The 25,131-nt window shown below is 57.9% G+C and carries 12 protein-coding genes; 3 read left to right on the forward strand and 9 right to left on the reverse strand.

Annotated features, from left to right (window positions below):
• Positions 1 to 293: 293 nt before the first annotated feature.
• Positions 294 to 1,010 carry a HEAT repeat domain-containing protein gene (locus RISK_RS00300; RefSeq protein WP_047812253.1) on the forward strand — a complete coding sequence of 239 codons (717 nt, stop codon included), beginning with the start codon at positions 294 to 296 and terminating at the stop codon, positions 1,008 to 1,010.
• Between the two features lie 200 nt (positions 1,011 to 1,210).
• On the opposite strand, the gene fae is transcribed toward RISK_RS00300, so the two are convergent.
• The 6 genes from fae to RISK_RS00330 form a co-directional block, all read right to left on the reverse strand.
• The gene (fae, locus tag RISK_RS00305) at positions 1,211 to 1,759 is read right to left on the reverse strand and encodes a formaldehyde-activating enzyme (protein ID WP_047812254.1); all 549 of its coding nucleotides are present in this window, start codon (positions 1,757 to 1,759) and stop codon (positions 1,211 to 1,213) included.
• Between the two features lie 330 nt (positions 1,760 to 2,089).
• Positions 2,090 to 7,273, reverse strand: a complete 5,184-nt coding sequence (locus tag RISK_RS00310) for an MSCRAMM family protein (RefSeq protein WP_047812255.1) — start codon at positions 7,271 to 7,273, stop codon at positions 2,090 to 2,092.
• Positions 7,274 to 7,431: 158 nt separating this feature from the next.
• Positions 7,432 to 8,592, reverse strand: coding sequence for a WD40 repeat domain-containing protein (locus RISK_RS00315; RefSeq protein ID WP_236695904.1), 1,161 nt, complete (start codon positions 8,590 to 8,592; stop codon positions 7,432 to 7,434).
• Positions 8,593 to 8,757: 165 nt separating this feature from the next.
• Positions 8,758 to 9,789, reverse strand: a complete 1,032-nt coding sequence (locus tag RISK_RS00320; RefSeq protein ID WP_047812257.1) for a hypothetical protein — start codon at positions 9,787 to 9,789, stop codon at positions 8,758 to 8,760.
• A 16-nt stretch (positions 9,790 to 9,805) separates the two neighbouring features.
• Complete coding sequence (locus RISK_RS00325) at positions 9,806 to 10,711, reverse strand: 3'-5' exonuclease (RefSeq protein WP_047812258.1); 906 nt, start codon at positions 10,709 to 10,711, stop codon at positions 9,806 to 9,808.
• Between the two features lie 147 nt (positions 10,712 to 10,858).
• On the reverse strand, positions 10,859 to 11,680 hold the full coding sequence (locus RISK_RS00330; protein ID WP_047812259.1) for a hypothetical protein: 822 nt from the start codon (positions 11,678 to 11,680) through the stop codon (positions 10,859 to 10,861).
• A 419-nt stretch (positions 11,681 to 12,099) separates the two neighbouring features.
• Between RISK_RS00330 and RISK_RS00335 the strand changes: the two genes are divergently transcribed.
• Positions 12,100 to 14,601, forward strand: a complete 2,502-nt coding sequence (locus tag RISK_RS00335) for a hypothetical protein (protein WP_236695905.1) — start codon at positions 12,100 to 12,102, stop codon at positions 14,599 to 14,601.
• A 31-nt stretch (positions 14,602 to 14,632) separates the two neighbouring features.
• The gene (locus RISK_RS00340; RefSeq protein WP_173442596.1) at positions 14,633 to 20,344 is read left to right on the forward strand and encodes a WD40 repeat domain-containing serine/threonine protein kinase; all 5,712 of its coding nucleotides are present in this window, start codon (positions 14,633 to 14,635) and stop codon (positions 20,342 to 20,344) included.
• 20 nt (positions 20,345 to 20,364) lie between these two features.
• On the opposite strand, the gene RISK_RS00345 is transcribed toward RISK_RS00340, so the two are convergent.
• Genes RISK_RS00345 through RISK_RS00355 form a run of 3 tightly spaced genes read right to left on the reverse strand, consistent with a single transcriptional unit; the run spans position 20,365 to position 25,045 of the window.
• The gene (locus RISK_RS00345; RefSeq protein WP_047812260.1) at positions 20,365 to 22,554 is read right to left on the reverse strand and encodes an HlyD family efflux transporter periplasmic adaptor subunit; all 2,190 of its coding nucleotides are present in this window, start codon (positions 22,552 to 22,554) and stop codon (positions 20,365 to 20,367) included.
• Positions 22,551 to 23,672 (reverse strand): efflux RND transporter periplasmic adaptor subunit, encoded by a 1,122-nt coding sequence (locus RISK_RS00350; protein ID WP_047812261.1) that lies wholly within the window; start codon positions 23,670 to 23,672, stop codon positions 22,551 to 22,553. Before RISK_RS00350 ends, RISK_RS00345 begins: the two co-directional genes overlap by 4 nt.
• Positions 23,672 to 25,045 carry a biotin/lipoyl-binding protein gene (locus RISK_RS00355; RefSeq protein WP_047812262.1) on the reverse strand — a complete coding sequence of 458 codons (1,374 nt, stop codon included), beginning with the start codon at positions 25,043 to 25,045 and terminating at the stop codon, positions 23,672 to 23,674. Before RISK_RS00355 ends, RISK_RS00350 begins: the two co-directional genes overlap by 1 nt.
• Positions 25,046 to 25,131 lie beyond the last annotated feature (86 nt).

The following is a 25,131-nucleotide window of genomic DNA, read 5'->3' on the forward strand; positions in this document are numbered from 1 at the left end:
GGCTCCTTTTGCGCCGTTCTATCAGTTCTTCGAGGATTCGGTCGGGAGAAGTCGTGGACGAGCCCGGAGGATGTCGCAGCCTCCGGCGGTGTTCGCTTCGTTCGACCGCCGGCTACTCTCTTGAACGCCTCCGGCGTGTTCCCGTTGGCGAGGTCGAACAGGCTGATGGAGGCTGAACTCCGCTCTTGTGAAACACTGGCGTGAAACGTTTCGGGGGTGAATTGGGGTTTTTCTCATCCACGCGGATTTGTTACGTCGAAGGTTGAATTGTTCAATGAATCTTCCCGTCCCGGATGAACCGCATGGCGAGTCGCCTTTTCCAGTCGATCGTTCCGTTGATGTCTGTCCTCCTGACGGCCCCTGTTTTGGTGCTGTGCGGAGGCTGTCACGATGGTCCCATGTATGCGCTCAAGCATGCCAATCCCTACTTCACGATGCGTCAGTGGAAGGCGGATGAGGCGATCGGGGTGACGGATCACAAGCGTCGCCAAGAGCTGCAGTCGCTGGCGGATTCGATGATCGCGATGCCGGAAGAGCGCCAACTGACTTGGACACCGCACCTGGAACAGATCTATGAAAACGATCCCAGTGCCGAGATGCGTCGTTTGGCGATCTTGGCCGCCGGACGTTCGAAAGACGCGGGCACGCTCGATTTGGTCGCCAAAGGCTTGAAGGATGACAACCTGAAGGTCCGCATGGAATCATGCCGTGCGTTGGGTGAGCGACCCGAAGAACAGGCGGCTCAGTTGTTGGCGTCGATCGCAGGTGAATCTCAAGACCAAGACGTCCGCCACGCCGCGATCGCGGCGCTGGGCAAGCACCCCGGCGAGATCTCAACCAATTCGCTCAAGCTGGCCCTTCAAGACCGAGACCCTGCCACGCAAGATTTGGTGATCGAAACGCTTCGTGAGAGCACCGGGAAAGACCTGGGCAACGACCCCGCGGAATGGATCGCTGCCTTGAACGGTCAGGCAAGTGAAGTGCCTGCCAACGGTTCGCTGTTCCGGTAACGCAATCGTTCGGGAACCAAATCGGCGATCGCAGAGCGGCTTGCGTTCTCGGGTCGCGGAACTCGTCAATGGTTTCGATTTGGATCCTGAATCGCCGAAAGTCTTGACGACTTCCGCTACGGATGGAATTCAAAAACCAAGCTTCGCCGCGGGGCTCGTCGATTGGGCGGAGTCAATCGGCGACGATGCGTGATGGCAAACTAGATTTTGCCGTCGAGACCCATTTGGTAATACTTGTGGGTGATCTTGTCTTGGTTATCGAGCAACCAATCGATCGATGGTTCGTTGTTCATCGCTTTGTGAATCGCTTGCGCCATCGCTTGGCGGTGAATGTCGAACAAGGCCTTGTGGTCCAAGTTGTCGTCATCAATGACACCAGGGTTCAACCACACACTGCAGATGATGCCGAGGTCGTTGGCCTTTTCCTTGGGGAGATCGCCGGCGCGAACCGCATCCAAAACTCCGTTGGCGATCGCGGCTTGGACCGTGCCCATCAGGATGTTGGTGTAGCGGCTGTTTTTGACCGTCACTTTGCTGACGCACAACGTCACCGGACGGACTTGGATGTCGGTGTTCAGAATCGCGAAGACTTTGGAGTGACCCATTGATTGGTCCCCCGTCAAAGTGGCCAGGGCCGTGCCAACGGGGCCGTCGAGTTCGCCGATGACGACTTCGGGTTCCGCAGCGGTGAAGGGTGGGCCACCGGCGACAAGCGATTCGCCCGTGCGAAGAACAATGCGATCTGACATCAAAGAACTCAATCAAAGGGGAAGAGGGTGGGCTCTGTCAAAGCCACGTTCAAACGGATTGCGGGGCATCACCGTCGCGGAAGTCGTCAAGACTTTCGGGATTTCGTCAAGCAAGTCGAAACTCTTGACGAGTTTCGCTACCCTGATTTCAGGTTTTGACGCACGATCAGCTCGTGGTCGACCGACCGAAGGATGGACTTCCCAGTCCTACGGTGCAAGCAACTTTTGACGGACTGGTGGATTGATCCGCTGGTCCACTCGCTGACGCTTCGGGTTGGGATCGATTGGCTGATGCACCAACGAAGGCCGAGCGACCAACGGTTTCAGCGATCAGCCAGCGTTGGTGTAGTAGCCAGGTTCGTCCTTGTTGTCGCCATTGAAATCTCCCACGATCGGCTGCGAATCCGCTGACTCTCGCGGCACGGCGATGCGTTTGTCGTTGGCGGTCAACTTTCGGTCGCCATCGCTGTCGATGATCCAGACATCGCCTCGGACCACACCGATTTCATCGATGCCGTCACCGTCGAAGTCGCCCACGATTGGCTCGTCACCGGGGCGGCCAAAGTCGTGGGGCTTGGTTTTGCCTGTCCAACGACCGTCGGCATCATCATCGAGCAACCACTGGCCGCCGCGGAAAACACCGATTTGGTCAATGCCGTCGCCGTTCCAGTCACCGGCGATGGGTGTGTCGACTTGTTCGCCGTACTGGAAGACGTGGTCCACCGCATCGGCCAACAGTCCCCCATCTTCGCCCCGCATCAACATCCGTTGCTGATCTTCGTTGGCGGTGGTTTCACGGGGGACCAATTCCTCACGCGTCAGGCCACGTCGACGTGTGTTGGCGGGGTCGGGCAAACCGGGGTCGCGGCGGATGCGAGCCCAGTCGTTTTCCCAGCGGCGTCCGAAGATCCCGACGTCGTCTTTGCCGTCGCCATCCCAGTCACCCACGACGGGGCGATCGAGTTCCGTTCCGAGCCGAACCCAAAGGTCGCCAGCGTCCCATGTGCCGTTGCCGTTGAGGTCCACGAACCATTGTCCACCGATGAACAACACCGCTTCGTCAACGCCATCGCCATTGAAGTCACCGGTGAGCGCGGTGGCATCGGGGTGTCCCATTTGAATGTGAGAGCCCGAATCGGATTGTGATGCCAGCGTTCGAACCGTGGGGGTTTGGATGTGCCAAAGACCCGCCATCAAATCGTTTCGCATCAACGAGCTCGGCAGCTTGCCTTTTCGTTCGCTTCCTTCTTCGCCATCGCCATCGAGTTCGGTGCGGTAGTTGGCCGGACGAATCAGGTCGCCGTCATCGGAGAACTCGTCTGCCTGAACGATTCCTGAATCAGCACCGCCGCCTCGTGGGAAGCCACCGTTGATCACGCTCAGGTGCCAGCTGACTTGCCATTCATCTGCGAAGAAGAATTGCTGGTGGGGATCCAGGTGGATTCCAAATGCCATCGGTCGGATCGGGGTCTCGAACGTTTCGATGGGCACCAAAGGGCGACTGATCGGATCGGGAGTCGGGTATTCTTCGGGTGGAAAGTCTGGCGGATCTTCGATGGCGATTTCGCTGAAGTTGTTGTCGGCACTGGTCTGGCCAGCACCCACGAACAATTGCAGGATCGCATCGAACTTCGGGTCGGTGGATGAGTCCGCCATCAGGTTTTGAACGGACGTCGGGAACGTCAGCGTTCCTTCGCCGCTGTCGGAAACAAAGTCAGCGACGTTGATTGCCAAACCGCCAAGCGTGCCGGGCGTGTCCAGCGAATCAATGAAGCCCTCGGGTTGGACTTGGTAAACCGAGTAAACCGTTTCAGGTCGCAAACCGCTGAAGACGTAGAAACCATTTTCGTCGGTGGTGACGCGAATGGTTTCGGTGCCATAGGTTCCCGCCAGGGCTCCGGTGGCGCTGTCGATGGGACTGCCCAGCACATTGCGAAGTTCGAGTGTGACACCAGACAATCGTGTGTCGTCGTCTGTCAATTCGCCATCGCGGTACTCTCGCAAGTCTTCCGGGCTGGGAGCTTCCCGGAGCACCAGGTTCTCGCCGTCTTGGAAGACGTAGCCAGTGATCGTTGCGGGTGGCAACTCAGGGAAGTCGTAGCCGATCGCGTTGATGCCGCCAGGAATCGTGATTTCACCGATCACGTCGCTGCGAAGGACACGGCCGCCGAAGTCGCCGACGATCTGGCCACCTTGGAAATAGTCATCGGGTTGTGACTCGTGGACCGAGTAGGTTCCCGGCGGCAACGAATCAAACGTGTAGCGACCTTGGTTGTCGGTCTGCGTGGTCGCGATGACTTGATCGGTCTCATCACGCAACTCGATGATCACGTTGGCCAGCGGAGTCTCGCCGTCATCGAAGACGCTGTTGCGAACCGTGTCCGCCCAGACCATGCCCGAGATGGTGCTGGGCAGAACTTCGCAGAAGTCGTAGTTGATCAGCGACTCGCCCCAGCCGACCGGGATCGTTGAGATCACATCGTCGACGCTGTCGTTGCCGCCTGCACTGCCGGCCATTTGGCTGCCGTGGAAGTAGCCGTCCGGTTGGGTTTCGCGAACGGTGTAGGAACCGGCCTGCAAGTTTCCAAAGTGATACGAGCCATCCGCAATGGTGGTCGTTGTGGTGACCAATTCACCGGCTGAGTTGAACAGCTCAATCAACACGCCGCCCAGTCCCGGTTCGTCGTGGTCTTGGAAGCAGTCGGCGTCTTTGTCGACGTAGACCACACCCGACAACTCCGATGGCAATCGCTCGCAGAAGTCGTAGTCGGTCAGCGTTTCGCCCCAGCCGATGTCGATGGTCGAGATCACGTCGGCAAGGCTGTCATCGCCGCCGCCCGAGCCCGCCTTTTGTCCGCCATGGAAGTAGCCTTCCGGTTGCGTTTCACGAACGGTGTAGACGCCCGATTTCAAGTTGCCAAAGTGATAGGCACCATTGGCGTCGGTGGTCGTGCTGCCGACCAAGGCACCGTTCTCATCGAACAGTTCCACGATCACGCCGGCCAGGCCAATCTCGTCTGCATCGCGGAAGCAATCTGCATCTTTGTCGACGTACACGACGCCGGACAACTCAGAGGGCAGCAATTCGCAGAAATTGTACTGCGTCAGGGTTTCGCCCCAGCCCATGTCGATGGTCGAAATCACATCGGCTTGGGAGTCGTTGCCACCGTGGCTGCCCGCTTTTTGACCGCCGTGGAAGTACCCGCTCGGCTGAATTTCGCGAACGGTGTAGAAACCGGCTGGCAGGAAGGTGAACTTGTACGCACCCGAGGCATCGGTGAGCGTGGTCGCGATGACGTCGCCGGCTTCGTTGACCAATTCAACGCGAACGCCCGACAGTCCTTCTTCGTCTGCATCGCGGAAGCAATCTGCGTCGCGATCGACGTACACGATCCCGGAAATTTCCGACGGTGGCCGCTCGCAGAAGTCGTAGTTCACGGCGACTTCGCCCGACGTCAGCGTGATCGAGCCAATTCGGCTGCCGTTTTCGCTGACGCCGCCTGCCGAACCCGGTTTGGCGCCACCTTCGAAGTAGCCGTCCGGTTGCGTTTCGATGACGGTGTAGTTGCCAGGAATCAGATCGGTGAAGGTGTACCGACCGTCCGCGTCCGTTTGGGTTTGAGCAACTTGCTTGCCGCTCTCGTCGACCAAGGTGATGGTCACGCCTTCCAGGACCGGTTCGTCATCGTCTTTGAAGCAATCTTCGTCGAAGTCGACGTGCACGCGTCCACTGAGCGACGCCAGTTGGCGTTCGCCGAAGTCATAGTTCACGCCGTGCAAACCTTGACGCAGCGTGATGCTGACGAAGCTGTCTGCATCCGACCCCAGTCCACCGACCGTGGTTCCGTCGATTTGCCCAACGGAGTCGATGCCGTCGATGTATCCAAGCGGCTGGGTTTCGATGATACGGTACGTGTCCGCTGCCAAACCGCTGAACTTGTACTCGCCATCGGGCCCGGTGACGGTGGTGGCGACGACGTTTCCATCCGAGCCGACCAGCACCAATTCGGTGCCGGGGATCGCTTCTTCGCCAGCGTCTCGATTTCCGTCGTTGTCCCGGTCGTGATAAACCTCGCCCGACAACGATCCCGGGGCGGCTTCGCAGAAGTTGTACTCGTGGCCTTCGCCGCCGGGCGGCAACGCGACGTTGGTGATGCGTCCACCATCGACGGAGCCACCAATGGGCACGAAGATGTTCGAAGCGATCGTGCGAATCTCTCCGGGATGCGATCCGCCATCCAGCAACCCGTCAGGCGTGATCTCAACGATCTCGTAGACGCCTGTACGAAGGTCATCGAAGAGGTAACTGCCGTCCGCACCGGTCCGGGTGGTCGCGACCAATTTGCCTTGTTCGTCGATCAATCGAACTTCGACGTTTTGCAGAGGCGTGCTGTCACCGGCGTCGTGATCACCATCGCAGTCTGCACCCGGCGCGGCCAAGTACACAAAGCCACCAATCGAACCCAGAGGGACTTCGCCGAAGTTGTATTCCACCCCGACATCGCCGCCACCAAGCACGATGTCGCGAATTTCGTCGCCGGGATTGATCGCCGAACCGACCACTTGGCCGTCGATGGTGCCGGCTGCGTCCTTGCCGTCTTCCAAATCAGCGGGCTGGTCGACTTCGACGATGCGGTAACGACCTGGCATCAAGTTCGTGAATTGGTACGAACCATCCGCGTTGGTTTTGGTTTCAAGCTGGTTCTGGGGTGCAATCGTGTCGACGGGGAGCAACCGAACCGTGACGCCGCCCAAGCCGACTTCGCCAGCGTCTTTGGTGCCCGAGTCGTTGTCATCTCGATAAACGAAACCACCGATTGAGGCTGGGATCGGAGTTTGCGTGGCGGTCCCAACGGCGGCCGCGGAGCGGTTGGGCCGACTGTCGATGTCCGACCCTTCATCCGGCGGCAAATCCAGACCGTATTCTTGGGCTGGGTCACCAAAGTCATTCAGGAAGATCGCATCGGCTTCGGCGGCGTAGTAGTCCGGGGCTTCGAAAAGAGCTTCTAGGATCGAGTCTTGGAACTCTTGTCCCGAAGTGATGACATCGAGTCGACTGTTGAATTCATCGAGGTCCGGGAGGTTGCGGAGCACTTCGTCCACGTCGATCGTGAACTCCAGCCGATCGCCCGCGCTGAAGCCACGGAAGTTGAGCTTCAGGAATTGCCCACCGTCGTCGACGCTTGCCGTGACATCGGCGGGAGTTCCATCGAGTGTTTCGATGTTCTGGACCGTGAATGGATGCGCGCCATTTTTGCCGCGACCGCCCACCTCGGTGTCAAAGATCGGGTCGCCAACCGAGATGCCGTCACCGTCTTTGTCAGTGCGGATGATCAGTTCGGTCAGCTCAGTGCCGGGGGCTCCGCCGGTGAAAGAAAGCAGGAACCGGTCGCCTTTGGAATCGCTGCCGACGTCTTGATCGGATTCCAAGTAGTCCGTTTCGAGATAGACCAATCCCACATGGATCGGATCCGCCACCATCAAACGACGACTCTCCAGCGACTCGATGCGCATCTTCCGCCCAGTCGAAGCAGAAGTGTTGGGTGTTAGCAATCGTTCGAGACGTTTCCAGATCACGTTTGGTACCTCCTTGTACCGCACATTGATTTCAGTTGAACACGAGGGAGTTCAGGTCAGCTGAAGGAGTGGAAGGATGAGATGCGGTCGACGGCTTAGCGAGGTGTCGGTTCGCTGGCCGGGGACGACCCGTCGTTTCCGAGTGCAATCTTGCTGTCAGCGATCGCGTTCTGATTCAGGTCCCAGCGTCGCAAAGTCGCATCGAATCCGCCGGAGAAAACCATGCCATCGACTGCGGCGAGTGTTGCCACCGAGCCCACATGGCCTCTCAGTTGCCCGGCGACATAAAGCGAGCGGCCGTCGTCTGCCAGGTCGACCAAGTGAATCACATCGTCACTGCCAGCAGCAGCGATGCGGTGACTGTCGACGATCGCCAACGAGAACAACCGTCCCGAGGTAATCGTTTGTTGTGACAGCACCTCATTGGTCCGGGTGTCCCAACGCATGATCACGCCATCTTCGTCGACACTGACCAAGATGTCCGAGTTCGGCATGAACGCCAGGTCCCGAACTCGTCGCTGGTGCAGATGTTGGTCTGCAATCAGTTTGCCGGTTCGGGGATCAAACAAGTGCAGGTGACCATCGCGGCCTGCGATCGCCAGGGCTTCTCCATCGGCTCGGTAGACACAGCATCGCAAATCATTGCAATCGCAAAACAATCGCTCGTGGTTGCCGGCCTGGTTCGAGATCAAGAAAACCTCTTTGTCAAAACCGACCGCAACCATTTGATCCCCGGCGGGCGAAAAGCTGACGCACGCCAAGGCTGGGGCGGAGCCGATTTCTTGCAGCACCGAAAAGTCGTCGTTGCGATCCCAGATGATCAGGCGACCATCATTGCCTGCCGAGGCCAAACGGCTGCCGGTGGCATCAAACGCGAGCGTGCGAATCATGTCGCTGTGCCCGATCGGGGAGCTTGCCGATCGATGCCCATCGCCCAGGGTTCGAACCACTTGCAGCGTTTCCAGGCGAAGCAGGCGGATCACATGGTCGTCGCCGGCAACTGCCAGCCATTCGCCACGCGGATCGATTGCGATCGACGTGACCACGACCTGTTTCACAGTTTCATCCACCGGTGGCAGTCGGACGACGCGAGCCTCCGGCAAATCATTGGCGGTGATCAATTGGATGGGTTCACCCACCAATCCGCCGCCGTTGGCATTCGCAGGAGGGGCTGCCGTTGCATTCCAGGCCGGTGAAACCAGGGATGTGGTAGCCAGGGCGACCAAAAGTTGACGCCGATTGATTGTGTTTCTCATTTCGTATGCCCCCGCATGACGAACCAGGGTGAGGCGACGCGTTCCTTGCGTACGCACTCCAATCGGAAGGATCGGCATGATCCGCCCAAGTCGTGAACCGAAATCTTCACGCGACGTGTTTCGATTTCGGAATCACGTTGGGGGGGAAGTCGCCAGGGGGCGTTTTCACTCGCTTGGGTCGAGCACCGTTTGGCCGCCCGTCATCCGCAGATACGCCATCGCCAATGGCAAGCTCGCGATCGGAGCGGTGATGGCCTGGCCCACATAAAACAGCAGCGCCCCGACCGTCGAGAGCAGAAAGTAGAACGTGACCACCTTCAGGCTCACCTTTCGGTGCACCCAAGACAAAGCAAAACTCTCTCGCAAGCTTTCGCCGAACGGCGCTCGTCGATCCGCGATCAAGAACACGCTGGGCCAGAGAAGCCATTGCAGTGCGAAGATCAAAACAAAGTAGACGCACCCCACCGAGAATGTGCCCACCAGTGTCGCGGTTTCACGCGGCAAGGGCAGCACCAACATGAACGCGATCATGGCAATCACACCCAGCACCAACAACATCGCCATCACGACGGCAACGAACAGCATGAACAACGTCATGTGAAACAGCACGCTCGCGGGAACCGACAGCCTTCCGCGTGACGGTGTTTCGTTCGAATCAGGCGCGAATCGGATGGATGGCTGATGGCTGCCTCGACCGTAGCGACTCACGGCCAGCGTCATCCTCGCCATCACCGAGGTGGTGTAGGCGGTGGTCAGAATGCCAACCCCAGCCACCATCCCCGATGCCAACAAAAACGTCAGCAGTTGAGCGGTGTCCTGTTGAGCCAAGGTCCAAAGCTCGCTCAATTGTTGACATGGCCAAGCGACCAACACAAACCAGATCAGCGTGGTCAGGCAGGAGACGCCGAGCAGAACGTTCCAGTTGCTACGAAACAGCTGGAAGGCATCGAACAAAACGCTTTCGACCGACGACTCGGCAGGTTGCAACAGCGTGACCGCTCGTTGACGGTTGGCAAACGAATGCGGGTCAGCGGGCGAGTTTTCGCGGAAGGTGGAGAGATCAATGGGTTGAGAGCAGGCGGCACAGACACCGCTGCTTGGGAGACCGCCGCCAGATTCTTCGCCGCGTGAAACAAGCGGGAATTCGATCAGCGCCATGCAATGGGGGCACGTCACGCGCAAGGCTTGGTGGCTCATGAGAAAATCCCAGCAATCACGCGTTGGATTCGTCTGGTTTGGTCGCTTCGGTCTGGGGTGGCCCCGATCCGGTTGGCCCAGTGTCAGTGGGTTCGGCGTCAGCTGTTTCTGATTCGATCAGCCAAGGGTTCTTCCAGTCGCCGAATTGCGTCATGTAATCGGCGCAGGCTTGGCAGGTCTCGCTTTCCTTTTCAATCCAATCACGGGTTTGTTGGACCAATTCAATTTCGCGTTCCAGTTCCAATTTTCCGGTCAACACCATGCATCGCAGGAACACAAAGTACGTGTCCAGCACGTCGCAGCGACAATAATCGCTGATCTCTTTGAGGCCACCTGCGTCATAAGACGATTGGACTTGATCGCCACTGAGTCCCATTTTGCCGGGTTTGGCCAATGATTGGGCGGCCAAGTTGAGGCCGCCGTTGAAGCGAGAGGCTCCGAAATTGGTGAGCAGTTCCTGCAAATCCAGGTGGGCGTGCGTGCTGAACCGGTTGCGGCGTGATTTGTAACCGCTGTCGTCAAACCACTTGGGAATCGAAATCCCATACCGAAAGGCGGACAGTTCCATGATCGGAATGTCAAACGAACGCCCGTTGAAGGTCACCCACTGGGGCATGTTGTACATCTCCCAGCCTTGCCAGAAGTACTTGGTGATCACATGCGGCCGGAACTCGGGTTCGTCCAGCGATTTGATGTCCACCAACCGAAAGTCGGAGGTGACTTTCGCGACCACCACGGCAATCGGGATTTGGAACGTGTAGGGGATGAATGTCGACCCGGTTTGCTCCATCCGCTCCGCTTGGTATTTCGCGATCGCTTCGTCGGGGGACAAGTCTTCACCCGAGTAACGGACACGGGAGATGAGATCGCCATCAGCGATGCTTTCGACATCAAAGATCAGGTGCGAGACTGAGTCACTCATGGTGCTTCCTTTTCAGCGTTTGCCCACGGCGAGATGGGCTGCGGTTGCCTTCGCCTCGGGACATTTTGACCGGTGCGCACAAACTACCACAGACGCCTGGGGATTGGGGAAATCGCGTTGAGGCCGACTCGTCCCGGTGGACGCGAATCACAGCACCAGAAAGGTGAAACCGGCGATCACCGCGGCTTCCGCCAACACGCCTTTTGCGAATTCATGCTGGGTGCTGTCGGTGTGCAGTGGTTCGACCGGACAGGAATAGGTTTGACAAGTCTTGCAATCGCCCGCGGACAAGACGCACTGACAGGGCGGTTCGCTGGCCATTCGGTAGGGCCAAATGGCGGTGTTCGAGAGAAACCAAAACGTCGAGATCGCGTTGGTGAGGCAACCGTGCCCATCGCCACAACGTTCCAGGTTGCGTTCTTCAAAATGCAAAGGTTGGTGGAAAAAGCAAACCGGGTAGCGATCGTAAGTCGGGATGGCATGCCAGTCGCTCTCGATCACGCGCACGGCCAACGGGGCGAGCAGTTCCGCGGCATGATTCTCAGGGAAGGAACCCGCGACGTCCGCCTGCACCACGCGGATTCCACGCACCGGTTTTTCCAAAGCGGCGAATCGTGTTTGCAATCGTTCCGCGGCACGATAATCAGGATCCGCGGCGGTGGTTTCTGCGGCGGTTTGGTCAGTGAGTTGGTACGTGGCGGGCAGAGCGGCGAGTGTGCTGGTTCGCTCGGCATTCAGCATCGTCCGAAGCGACGCCGGTTTCGTGGCGGGACGTGTCGACTCGGACACTGGGTTCGCCGAGACCGGATCGGATGGCTGCGCGTTCAGGGTTGCGGAACTGACCCACCAGCACCCCATCAGCAGCAACGCCCAGCGTCGGCCGGGGGTGCTCCAGCGGTGCCGGCGATCTTCGGTGACGACGAAGGCGGGCGATCGAGATCGAATCGAAAGTGCTTGGATGAAGTTCATGGCGTCGCTTCAATTTGCGTCCCGGTACCGGAGGGAACTTCCACCGGTCTCTCATTGTCTTAATCGGCGGAACGAATTCCTTTCCCCATTTCGATCGCACCAACCGCTAAATCAGTGGAAATCGTTGCAATCGGAACACCTTCACTCCGGGATCTGGGCGGTTTTTTGCCCCGGAACCAGTTCTTGAGTGGGGAACCGTGTTTTGAATGTTCCTGAAGCAAGCACGGATTAGAATATTTTCTTGCGAAACCATCGCGGCACGCGTTCTTCACTCGGTCACCAAAGCCTTCGGATTCATGCGATCATTCCAGCCCAAATTGGCTCGCGATTGGAGGTCGAGGGCGGCTCGGATTTGGTCGCGTTCGAGGGCAAAATGGAACCAAACCGAATCCAGTGAAACCAGCCCAGCCGCTCGGTTCGTGCCCAGCATTCGTTCGCTTGAAAAACGGTTGGTTCTCAATGCGACCGCGGAGCTGACCGCACTGGGAGAGCTGTTGGTCCAAGGGGACGCCGGGTTTGACACGATCGAATCATCGCTCACCACGGGGGGCGAGCTTCAATTCACCGATTCGGTGACCGGCGTGATTCCCATCACGATCGGTCACGATGTGTTCGGGAATCCGATTCGCGTCGATTCGATCGGCGTGGATGCGATCACGAGTGGCCGCGTTCGGGTGGATTTGGGCGGCGGCAACGATTCACTGCACCTGCGACTTCCCGATGGTTTGAACGCGACCGTTCGGGGCGGGCTCGGCAATGACACGGTCGATGTGGAAGTGCTTTCCCCATCGACGATCGGAAACGAGGTTGAAGTTTCCGGAGAAATGATTTCGGTCAGTGGCAATGCGAAGACTTCGTTTGAGTTGTTGCCCGAGTTGGGAACATCGGTCGTCAACATCACCGAACTGACCACCCAGGATGTGGGGCATGTCGATTTGGGGGAGGCCCCCATCACGGTCCATGACCGCGTGCAGTTGCTCGGACTGCAAGACGATCTGGTCTTGGAATCCTCTTTGACGACACCTGTTTTGGAAGTGACGGGCCAAGGCGCCGTGCGTCAGTTGTCAACGAGCACCTTGGTGGTCGATGACTTGGATGTGACCGCCGATGCGGGCGTGACGCTGAACCAATCCAGCAACGAAATCTCCACCGTTCGGATTCTGACCAGCGATTCAGACGTGCGACTGGTCAGTCAATCTGATTTGATCGTGGAGCAGATCAACGCGGGCGACGCACGAGTCGAGGTGCTCGCGAATTCGATCAACGACTCAGCGGACGACAACTTGGCTGATTTGATCGCGGATGAACTTCTGTTGGAAGCGAATGACGGCATCGGCAACGTACGCGAGTTGGAATTGCAATCGGTGACGCAGTTGGATGTCGATGCGGGTGACGGCAACGTTGATTTGGTTTCGCTGGCGGTGGACGAACCCGTGGTGGCACGCATTGAGTTTGGAAGCGGCGATTTCCGCTTGGAACAATTCGGCGGGCTGGATCTGACACTTGAAAGCGTGATCGTCGACCAAGGATCGATCTGGGTTCGAAACGATGGCGACGTCATCATCAAGGATGTGGTGGCGGGCGATGGGTACGTGGATGTGCACGCCGAGGGCGATTTGATCTTGGTCGATGACGACTCCATCGAGGATGGTCCCGATCGAAAATTGGATCCCGAGATCGTTGCCCTGGGAACCGATGGGCGAGTGCGTTTGGCATCCGATCAACGGATCGTTGCTTCGGACAACGTCCAGATTCAAGCCGCGTCCATCGAAGCCGGCGCGGTGACATTGTCCGCACCGGTCATCGAACTGGGACAGCAATTTGAAATCAACACCGGAGACGGTGTTGGTATCGCCAGGCAATTCACGCCGCGCCCAGAACTTGATCCTGAGGACTTGGTTCCACCCAACCCTGATTTGCCGCCACGTCCAGCCGCTCCACCTGTCGCGCCCGAGCCAGGGGAATTGACGGAAGCGTTCTACCAGCATGACTCCATTCGGACGAACATCCTGTCGCAGTTTGACGTCAATGATGCCGAGGGAATTCTGTCCGTGAACGTGGGGACGGAAGGTGAAAACGGTTTGACCCTCCTGATTGATTGGGGAGCCGAATCGGATCGCTTTCAGCGCGTCGAGAATTTGCCAGGTTCGTTTCAAACCGCCAGCGTCAGTCACGTTTACATGGAGGACGACATTCTGAACTCAACGTTGAACGGACGCGGAAGTGCAACGGACCCACTGAACGTGTTGTTTGCGGTGGAACATCATGAGTCGATCGTGTTGCTCGGTGAATCGATCTCGCAGCCCAACACGAAAGGAATTCTTGTTTCGATGGATGTTCCTGGAAGCGTGATTTCATCGACGGACAATCCACTGACGCTAACATCCAGCGGCCCGATCCTTGAATCAGGAGCGGCCTTCTTTGTCATCCCACGTGTGAATGTTCCCTTGGCATTTTTGCCCATTCGGGACGTGATTCCAGAACCGGTTGATCCGGTGACCCCTGTCGCAATGACCACCACCACAACGTTGACCAGTGTGACGTTCGAAACCTCCGAGGCTTCGTCCAGCCCCGCGTCCATTCGCGATGAGTACTTTCAGCTTCGCGCTCTTTCGCCGGATCCCGATGCGGCGGACTTGATCGAGCCCATCCGATTGCCCGAACGAACGCTGGAAGGCGATTCGCTGAATCGACTTTTTTCTCAGTTGCCCGATGGCGAATATGAAATTCAGTACGTGATTGACGAAGCGGACGAGCGCACCATCCTGCAGGTTGAATTGAGAGACGGGCGTCCGATCCAAACCGGTGATGACCTGGAGGCCGGGACGTTGCGTTTGACGCCTCTGGATCTGGATGACTCGGACCTGGATGACTCGAATTCCGATCAACTCCCAAGTGAGGAGCGTGATCGTGACGAATGACCGAGATCCCCAAGGCAAGCCAGACAAAGGCATGCCGGATGACGAGAACTTCACCGCGAACCAGTTTGATTTGGATGAGACGGTCGAAGAAACCGAACCGGTTCAACGAAGCGACCATCACGGACTAGGTGAAACCGTTGACCAGGTCGACTTGGACGCCACCTTGGAAGAAGCCGGGACCATGCCGGACCATCCAGCGAACGACCCCAATGCGACGCTCCCTGATTTGGACAAGACGGTCGATGAAACTCAGTTGACGGTGGAAGATTCGGATCAAACGCTGGACGAGAATGATTTCACTGTTGCGGAGTCCGATGCAACGATCTCGGATTCGGGGGCGACCATTTCCGGTGTCAATGAAACCGTGGTGGAAGAATCGGACTTCGACCCTGAGGCGACGCTGTTGGAATCCGAAAAAACGGTTGCCGATGCCAGCCTCACCCTGATCGATGAAACGATCACCGAAGGGAGTGCGACCGTCGATGAGGCGGATGCAACCGTGGGCACGATCCTGACAGACGAAGACATTGGCCAAACCATCAACCCTCGTGAATTGACATCCGAGGACGTGAGCTATTGGTCCAAGCTGTCTCAGGAATTCCATACCGGCGCGGCCACCGTGGCTTCGTTCAGCGAGATCGGGTCGGCGGTTGCCGGTTCTTCGCTGCCGCTGCGCGGACGCCAAGTCACGACGCCGCAGGAAAGCGAAACCGAAGCGTCGGACTACCGGTTGGTTCGTCTGCTTGGCAAAGGCGGGATGGGCAACGTCTTCGTCGCTCGCCAAGGATCTTTGGATCGGTTGATTGCGGTCAAGATCATCAAGCCGCTGGAGGAAGACAAACGCGACGCACTTCGCAAACAGGGGCGGTTGGAGGCCACGGAGAACAGTCGACGTCAGCAATTTCTAACCGAAGCGGTGATCACCGGCGACTTGGATCACCCCAACATCGTTCCGATTCACGATGTCGCGGTGACCGGCGAGAACACGTTGTTCTACGCAATGAAGCGTGTTGTCGGCACGCCTTGGAACAAGGTTATCGGCGAGAAGTCGCGGGATGAGAATCTCGAGATTCTGATCAAGGTGGCGGATGCGATCGCGTTCGCTCACACCCGAGGAATCATTCACCGCGACATCAAACCTGAAAACGTGATGCTGGGGGATTTTGGCGTTGTGATGGTGATGGATTGGGGGATCGCTTTTGCGTTGCCGCAATTCGAAAAATTGAATTCGATCACACCCGCGAAGGGTTTGGGCGGCACGCCATCGTTCATGGCCCCGGAAATGGCAACGGGACCACTGGAGGCGATCGGTCCGGCGGCTGACATTTACCTGCTCGGCGCGACGCTGTTCATGATTGTCACCGGCAAGGCACCGCACCATGCGAAGAACGTTCGCGATTGTTTGCGAGCGGTTGCCACCAACGAAATTCGGGACGTTGATCCACGGTACGAAGGTGAATTGCTCAACATCGCTCGCAAAGCGATGGCGACTCGCATCGAAGATCGCTATTCGAGCGTGATCGAGTTCCAAGAGGCGATTCGCGAATATCGCTCGCACTCCGAAAGCGTCTCGCTGGCGGCCAGAGCGACAGACGATCTGAAAGAAGCCGAACAGACTCATTCGTACACGTTGTTCTCGCGAGCGACGTTTGGGTTTGAAGAGGCACTGCATCTTTGGGATGGAAACCAAACCGCACGAGACGGCATGGCTCGGGCGCGGTTGGCTCACGCTTCTGCGGCCCATGACAACAAGGACTTCGATCTTGGTTTGTCGCTGCTGAAGCCGGATGGCGATCTGCTGCACGAATCGCCTGAGCACGAAGCCCTGGCGGCGAAGCTGGAACAAGCCATCCAGGATCGCAAGGCTCGTGAATCACGGTTCAAGTTCTTGAAGCGTGCCGTCGCCGCGATGTTGCTGTTCATCTTTGTCGGCGGTGCGTTCGCATTGGTGACGATCAATGCAAAAGAACAGGAGGCCCGACGACAGGCTGGAATCGCCGAGCAGCAAACCCAGATCGCGAAAGAACAGGAGCAGATCGCGCTGAACGAAAAAGAAATCGCCAACGAACAAAGGGACATCGCCGAGCAGCAAAGGGACATTGCCAAAGAACAGAAATTGGTTGCAGAAAAGCAGACGGATCTCGCCGAAGAACGGCGAAAAGATGCAGAAGAGCAACGGGAGATCGCGAAGGAGCAAACTGCGCTCGCGAATCAGCGGTTTGTGGAAGCCAATGAAAGCAGGAAGCAAGCAGTTCAGGAGGAAGCCAAAGCAAAGGCGAGCGAAAAAGCCGCTCAGATCGCTCAAGCCCAGGCGGAATACGAGTCGTATGTTTCTCAAATTGGATTGGCCAAAGCACGTGTGGATCGCAACGAGTTCTCCGACGCTCGACGTATCCTTTCGGAATTGACCGCTGGCTACCGTCAACGATTCCCTGGCGAGCCGTTGCCATGGGAATTGCGTTGGTTGTCGGCCACGGTTCACCAATCCAAGGCCGTTGTGTCGCTGCCGGTGATCGCGAATGAGTTGTCGTTGGCGGAAGTTCCAGTCGGCGGCACCCAGCGTGGTTTGATCACGCAGGACGATGGACGTCTGGCAACATTCTCGATCGCGAGTGGGACGCGTCGATCCAATGTAACTAAACTTCACCCTCCCTCCGGGAGGGTCGAGCGAAGCGAGGGGAGGGCCGCGTCTGATCTTCCATTGCTCATCGACGCAACATGGAGCGATCCCAATGGCGGTTCCATCACCACCGCCGCAATGAATGAATCAGGCGACCAAGTGGCGATCGGAATGCTCGATGGAAGGATCGAAGTTTGGAATGGGGATCTCTCCAAGCGAACGTTGCGTTTGCCGATGCATGACGGACCCGTGAGCGACCTTGTCTTTGCCGATTCAAACACTTTGGTTTCGTCGTCCACCGATCGGACGGTCCGGGTTTGGGACCTGAGTTCGAATGGCGATGATTGCGTTCCTGGATACAGCGAGCACTGGCACATCGGTCCGGTCACCAAGGTCGCCGCCGTTCGCGATGGTGAAAACGTTTGGGTTTCGGCAGCCGTGAATGACTCAGCTCGCGGTCGCGTTGCGGTTTGGAACATCGTGCCCGATCAAGACGAAACGGCCGCCCGAATCGGTCGTTTCATGCGGCATGAATCCGAGGTCTCCGCAGTCGCGGTTTGGATGGAGGATGCTTCTCCCAAGTTCGCTAGCGGCGACACCGATGGACATGTGCTTGTTTGGGAACAAGACGATTTGGTCGATGCGGATCCAAGGAAGAGCATTCAGAACGCGGTTCAGAATTTGGCGTCAACAGGCAACGCTGATTCCGGCACCAGCAAAGCCAACTCCATCTCGCTGAATGAAACCACGCCGATTCATCGAGGTGGCGTGCAAGACATTCACTACGACACGCGGCTGGACCGCTTGATCACCGCGGGCAAGGACTACGTGGTTCGGATTTGGAAACGATCTGATGTTCCCGGTGAAGCCGAGTTGGGGCGATGGGCTCGTGAACGATCGTTGCGAGGCCACGGCGGCGCGGTCAAAGTGGCCTTGTTTGTTCCCGCGACCCAGGGCGACGTCCTGTCTTTGGGCGACGATTTGACGCTCCGGTACTGGGATTCGGAAACGGGATTGTTGGACAACGGAGTGGACGAAGATTTCACGTCCGTCTCCGTTCGCAACGAGAGCGACGTGGCGTCGAGCGGTTGGAACGCTTTGGAAGCAACCGCTCACGACGACGAAATTTGGTCAGCTCGGTTCAGTCCCGATGGAACCAAGGTGGTGACCTCCAGTCGTGATCACACGGCGCGAGTCTTGTCGATTGATCCCCAAACGTCTCGCTTCGACACGCGATGGACGATTGCTTCGGATCAACCCGAATCACCACAGGCAGATCAGGGGCTGGAGTCCGAAGGCAGGTTGGAAGAGGGGACCGCGTTCGGTGCGATGTCGATGCGAATGGACCCCGTGCATCGACGGTTGTTCCTTGGCAACGCCGACGCCGTCGTCCGCATCTGGGACGTTGATCGTGGAACGGAACTCGGCAGCGTTCGTGGCACGGGGCTGAATGATGTGCTGGCCGTTTCGAAAGATGGAAGTCTTCTCGCCACCGGTTCCAGTTCGCCTGAGTCCGATGTTTTGGTTTGGAAGTTGAGTCCGTCGAAGTCCGTCTCGCCTCGGTTGCTGCATCGTTTCGAGGGGCATGAGGAATCCGTCGCGGCCCTGGCGATCTCTCCCAACAGTCGTTGGTTGTTCAGTGGCGACCGGGCCGGCCGAGGCCGTGTCTGGGATTTGCAAACAGGCGAACCGGTGGGCGAACCGATCGACGACTTGCTTGGATTCCGCATCAACACGGCATCGTTTGCTGGCGACTCGGAAAGCGTTTGGATTGGATCCGACAACCAATCCTTGATGCGTTGGCGTTGGTCCGATCGGACTTGGGCAGACCGCTTTGACACGGAAGGTTTCGTGACTGAATTGGTTGTTTCCTCCAATGGCCGGCAGGCGATCACCGTTGATCAATCCAAGCGAACCGATCGAACGATCTCCAATGTGACGTGGTGGGATCTTGCCAGCGGCAAACCACAGCGGTTGCTCTCGGAAACGTTTTCACAGGATCAGACCAGTGCATTTGGTGGTCGTCCCAACTTTGGCGGGGTGTCCTTTTCGATCGATGGCAGTCTGGCTCGTCTGGTCGTGACCCCAATGGGCGAGCGTTCCAGTCGCGTCGAAACTTGGGACGTGTCCGGCGAGATCGGATCGGCGAAGCGAGTCGCAGCGGTGGAGTTGCCAGAACGCCTTGGTGAGTGCACCGCGGTGGCGTCATTGCAAGGCGATTGGTTCCTGACGATGCATGGCAACGCAGCGTTCCTTTGGGACGGGAGTTCCAACACACATTTGACAAGCTATCGAGCTCACGGCGCGGTCACGCGAGCCATGTTTGCCGATGGTGATCGCCGCGTGATCACGGCCAGTCGCAGTGTCAAAGTTTGGGACGCCGAGACCGGCAAGACGATTGGTAAATTGGAATCGCCGCATGAGGGGACCATTCGCGCGATTGCGGTTGCTCCCAAACAAGCCTTCCGATTTGCCACCGGAGGCGATGATTCTCGAGTTCGTGTCTGGGACTTCGACGAAACCGCAGGGACATTCGAATCCGTTCGGCAATGGAACGATCCGGTTCTGCAGGGCGGCATCGCATCCTTGGACTTCAGTGCCGATGGTTCGTGTTTGCTAGCGACGAGCAATCAAGGTGCGGCGACGTTGATGCAACTCGATGGCGACGCGAAACTCAAATTGGTGGCTGACCCGTCGCTTGGCAAACTGAACGTCGGTCGTTTTTCAGACGACTCCCAGTGGGTCGCGGTCGGTGGATCCGACAACATCGCGCGAATGTGGAACGTCAAGGATTGGTTGGCGAACCCCGTGAAGAAGACCACAGAAGCCGGAACTCCCATTGAATTGATTGGCCACGCCGAACCCATTTCGGATGTGGCGATGTTGGCCAACCCGCTTCGATTGTTCACCGCCAGTGAAGATCGATCGGTGCGAGTTTGGGATCCCGTCGCCCAAGGAGCCCAGCAGGACGAACAGAGCCGATTTGGCCGTGTGTTGCTGGAACTGCGAGGTCACAAGGACGCGTTGTCGGCTTTGGATTTGACCGACGAGGGTGACCTGATGATGACGGCATCGGAAGACGGAACGGTTCGCCTATGGCCAGCAGCGACCGGCAAGGATTGATCGCGGGGGACGGATGGTTGTCAGTTGTCCACGCGAAAATGGGTGGCAAACCAGTGGCGAGTCCGGTCCCACAGTGACGTCGCCTCCACCTGAATCACGGCCTCGATCGTCCAGTCGGATGGCGGAGCGAAATCGAACGGTCGCTCATCAGGATCCAGTGCGATGGTGACTTCGTAGGTCCCATCTTGCTCGCTTGGCCGCGTGCCGACGTGTGTGATCCGACCGTGCCAGGCTGCACCTTGTGGGAAATGCGTGACGGCGGTTTGACCTTCTTGGACCCATCCAATTTCCGAAGCGTCCACGGGGACTGAGACTTGGTAGGCCGCGTCCGAAACGATTTGGCAGATTGGAGTTCCGCTGCGGATCCAAGATCCAAGGTTGATCGATTCGGTCGGTTGACCGCTCCAATCGATTTGGGATCGTGATCGTTGCCACTGCGTGATGAGTTTGGGCGTGGTCGCGACAATTCGGCCCGCATGGGGAGCACGGATTTCGCGGTGCTCCGATTCGGCTTGCACCGTCAGCCATTCGTCCCGTTTGGCTTGCAGAGCGAATTCGATCGTCGGGATGTTGGTCGAAGGTTGCTGGGATGCATTGGAAGTGGTTCGACTCATTCGAGTCCCTTTCAGGCGAGCTTCCAGTTCCGCGATTTCTCCCTGAAGACGTTGAGTTTGAAGCGAGGACTTCCAGTCAACCAGTTTCGCGACCAGCCCGTTGGGCTGGACGGCCTGTCCTGTTTCAGCAACCGATTCCAAGCGTCCCGGAGCCAAGGCAAACACCTCGGTCCGTTGGACTGGCTGAATTTTCGCGATTCCCTTCACGCGGTGGGGAAGCGGAACCAGAAGCATTGCCAACAACAAGGTCGCAAGCACGCCGAACATCCATCGCGACCGTGTGCGAGCTTTCACGGGATCCAGTTCGCTTGGTGGACGGACGATGGGAGCGGCCCAGATTCTCAACACGCGGTAGAGGATGAATGCGATGGCGGCCAGACCAACGGTCGTCGCGCCGATCGACGCGAGAAAGTGGAGGGCCAGCCAACCGATCGCTCCGAAGACGACGATCCGATAGAGCGTGCTGGCAATCGCGTAGGTGAGCAGTCCGACGGAGTCGCGGTCATTCTGAATCGCCGAGGGTTGCGATTCGGACTCGTTGCGAATCGTGGAGACGCTCCAAAACCAAGCTCGTAAACGCGATTGCAACGCGGATCGTGAACGGGATGCGAGGTTCGGAACGGACGCCGCGTCGGACAGCAGGTAGTAGCCGTCGTACCGCATCAAGGGATTGCCGTTGAGAATCAGCGTGTTGACCGACGTGACCATCAACACAAACACCAGCACGTTTTGCGGGAGGCCAGGCATCGAATGGGCCCAAGCAATCAGAGCGAGAGATCCCATCAAGCACTCGGCCAAAATTCCCGCGGCGGAGACGAGCATTCGTTTCCAGGGTTGCGGAATCAACCACGCATCGCTGACGTCGCAGTACAAACATGGGATGCCAAACAAAAACATCACACCCATTTCACGGCAGTGACCGCCGAACCATTTGCAGGCGGTTGCATGGGCCAGTTCGTGAATCAACTTGACGCTTGAGATCACCGAGGCAAGGAGCACCCATGTGGATGGGGATTGCAGCGTCAGTGCGCTCTGCCGGATCGCGGGGATCAGGTGTTCCCAGTTGGCGAGCAGCGTGGCTCCTGTGAGCAATGTCCATGTCGAACCGAAGACGGCACAAGCCCGCCGATGCTTCCGAACCAAGGCTCGAACACGTTGAACGGGGCGATCAAGCCAGCGGTCGGGATCGACCAAGGGAATGCGGATCGCCAACGGGTTGCGAACCGCACGCTGCCAAAAGGATGCGTCTGGTTCGCGTCGTGCGATGAAAGTCGGGCCGGTCGCCGATGAGGTTGCGATCCAACCCTTTTGATAGGCTTGATTGACAAAGGCCTCGAAATCCTCGCGTGAAAGTTCGGCGGGAGCGAGCAGACGCTGGCAGTGCAGGTGGGCTTGTTCGAGCGTTCGTTGCCCGTCGAGGCTGTTCAAGATCGCGAATTCTTGTTCGTTGACCATCCACTGAGCGGAGGACCGATCGTTGGATCCACGCACCGAAACCAGCGGATCTCGGACGACCCACTGAAACGATTTGCCGACACGAATCGCACGGCAGAACAAATCCGGTCGCAGTCGAGGTTGGATGGCCGCGGAACTCATCGCGTCGTTCCGGATTCGTTCGATGGCAGCAACAGTCGAGCCGGTGATCCTGGCAGCACTTTCCCGTCGGTGTTGTCGATTTCGATCCAGAATCGGGTTTCTCGGGTCAGCGGATCGACTTCGGGGCTAATGAATTTCGCTTCCCCCGAGCGTTGGATGGTTTCGCCGGTGGCAAGTTCGATGGTCAGCTTTGGTTTGGATTCATTGCGAAGCCAATCGATCCATGTGGCGGGCAGGTAGCCTTCGACTCGCAGACGATCCAGACGCACCACCCGGGCGATCGCTTCACCTGGTTGCACCCAGTCACCAACTCGGTGGGAAACCTCGACCACAATGCCATCGATTGGCGACTTCAGCGAGTGTTGGTCGACATTCTCAGTTGCCAGTTCGAGTTGCTGCTGTTTCAGCTTTTTCTTCAAGAGGACAACGTTCGCCGCTGCTTCGGCTTGTCGAACCGCGACTTCGGCCGAGCGGATTTTGGCTTGCAAAGCTGCCGCCGTGGCTAGGTCGATCGATTGTTCCAGGCGAGCGTTCTCTTGTTCGAAGATGGCTTGCCGGGTTTCCAGGGTTCGTTGTTCGTAGGCGAGTTTGAATTGATCGATTTCGGATTGCGAAACCGCGTCATCGAAGTTTTCCTTGGCGTTGACCGCCCGTGTCCATTCGCTCTTGGCGACCGCTTCCGCCTTTTGAGCGGCCAGCACACGGATGTCGTTTTCGGCAAGTCGTTTTTGGATGGCTGCGCCAGCTTCGTGTTCCTTGGCCGCGCTTTTTTGTTCTTCCAAGAAAGCGAGAGCCGCATCGACGTCCAGTGTTTGGGCCAGTTGGAAATCGATGATCGCGAGTTCTTGTTCGGCGGATTGTTGGTGCAGTCTGGCCGCCACATCATCCAGGCTTGCCAGCAGCGAGCCTTGTTCCACCGTGTCACCCTCGGCCACTTGGATCTTGATCAATTGACCGGGAAGTGTGGCCACGGCGGATCCCGATTGCACCGGGGTGACGATCAAATCGCCGATCCAAGCGGGCTGAGATGATTCGTGGGTATCAGGTTTCTCGTCCTGCGCCAGTCCGGATTGCGAGACGAAAAGGAGGATTCCCGCTGCGATGAGTGCTCGGTGCATTACCAAATCTCCCGAAGGGATTCGAACAGGGGACGAAAGAGAACGTAGGCGAGGCTTCGGCGGCCGGCAGCCACGTCACCGACCACGGTCGAGCCCATTGGTTGGTCGGTGAGACCCTCGAGCGTTGGAGGGACGGTGGAGATCACTTGAACGACCGGTTGTTGTTTCTGATTGGGAAGGACCACGGATCCGAGGTGTTGGATCTCACCGGTCCAGGTCACATCGGGATGGGCACGCAGGCGCAATCGGCATTTCAAAGGGAGGTCATCCGATTGAGCCTGGAGGACGTGTCCAATGTACTGCTCGGACAGTTCCAGGTTGGCACTCATTCCGGCGGATGAATCCACCACGTCGAACAACCATTGGCCTTGGAAGACATCACGGCCGACCAAGGATTCTTCTTCGTCCCAGCGTCGAACTTGGCCTTGGACATCCGATCGGATCGACATCGATGCTTGCACGGACTGCAGCAACTTCAGTTGCTGTTCATACGACCGGATGCGTTCTCGAAGAACCAGTTCATTGGTCGAGGATTGCAGTCCGCCCGTGTTGGACGAACTCGATGGAGCGGATCGATTGGAGCGGATCGTCCGGCGTCCTGCCAGCTCGGCTTTCGCGGTCGCCAGATTGCCCGCAACCGTTTCGGTTTGCAGGTCGAGTTCATCGCTCCGCAGTTCGACGAGAAGGGTGCCTCGTTCAACTTGTTGCCCATCTTTGACGTGAACCGATACCACGCGGGCTGCGGTCGGTGCGAAGAGTCGTTGTTGATGAATCGGTTCGAGGCTGCCTTCCACGGGAAGTCGCAAAGGGACTTGGACCACCAACAGAACCAAAGCGACCAGTGCAACGATGGCCGCCCAAAGTGCCCGCGAAGATCGATGTTTGAGTCGTGGCGAGGAAGCTTGGAACTGGTCAACGGTCTGCTGAAGGGCGGGAGCAAGTGTGTGACTGATCGATTGCCAATCCGCGCGAAGTTCGGCCGAGTCGACCTGCTGCGCCGACGAGTCAAAGGTTTCGAGAATCAAAAACGATGTCGCCTCGGTGGCGCCTTTGGCACGCAGCGGCAAGATCAGGATGGTTTGAGCACCGGAGTTTTCGCGATATTGATCCAGTTGGTTGTGAAAAATCGTGTCCGAGTCAGTCTCAGTCGATTCGTGAATCTGCGAAAGAATCGCCTGCCAATCATGAACGACGGGGGAGTCCAGCTCAATCTCGGATTGCACGGAGGAGCCGATCGGAACCCATTGGTTCTCTTGCCGGGCAAACCACAGGACTCGGTCGGCGCGTGTGTGGGCGACGATGCGATGACACAGTTGATACGGTGTCAATTCATCGGTCGGCGCGTGAGTCGGAGAGGGATTGGTGGCGGTCATCGTTGCGATCCAGAGCCGGTTTCACGATGGAAACCATTTCTCCAGTTTAACTAGCCGGTGCAAAGTCTCAGGTTCGATGTCCAGAG

It is taken from the genome of Rhodopirellula islandica (genome assembly GCF_001027925.1).
In the GTDB taxonomy this organism is placed as follows: domain Bacteria; phylum Planctomycetota; class Planctomycetia; order Pirellulales; family Pirellulaceae; genus Rhodopirellula; species Rhodopirellula islandica.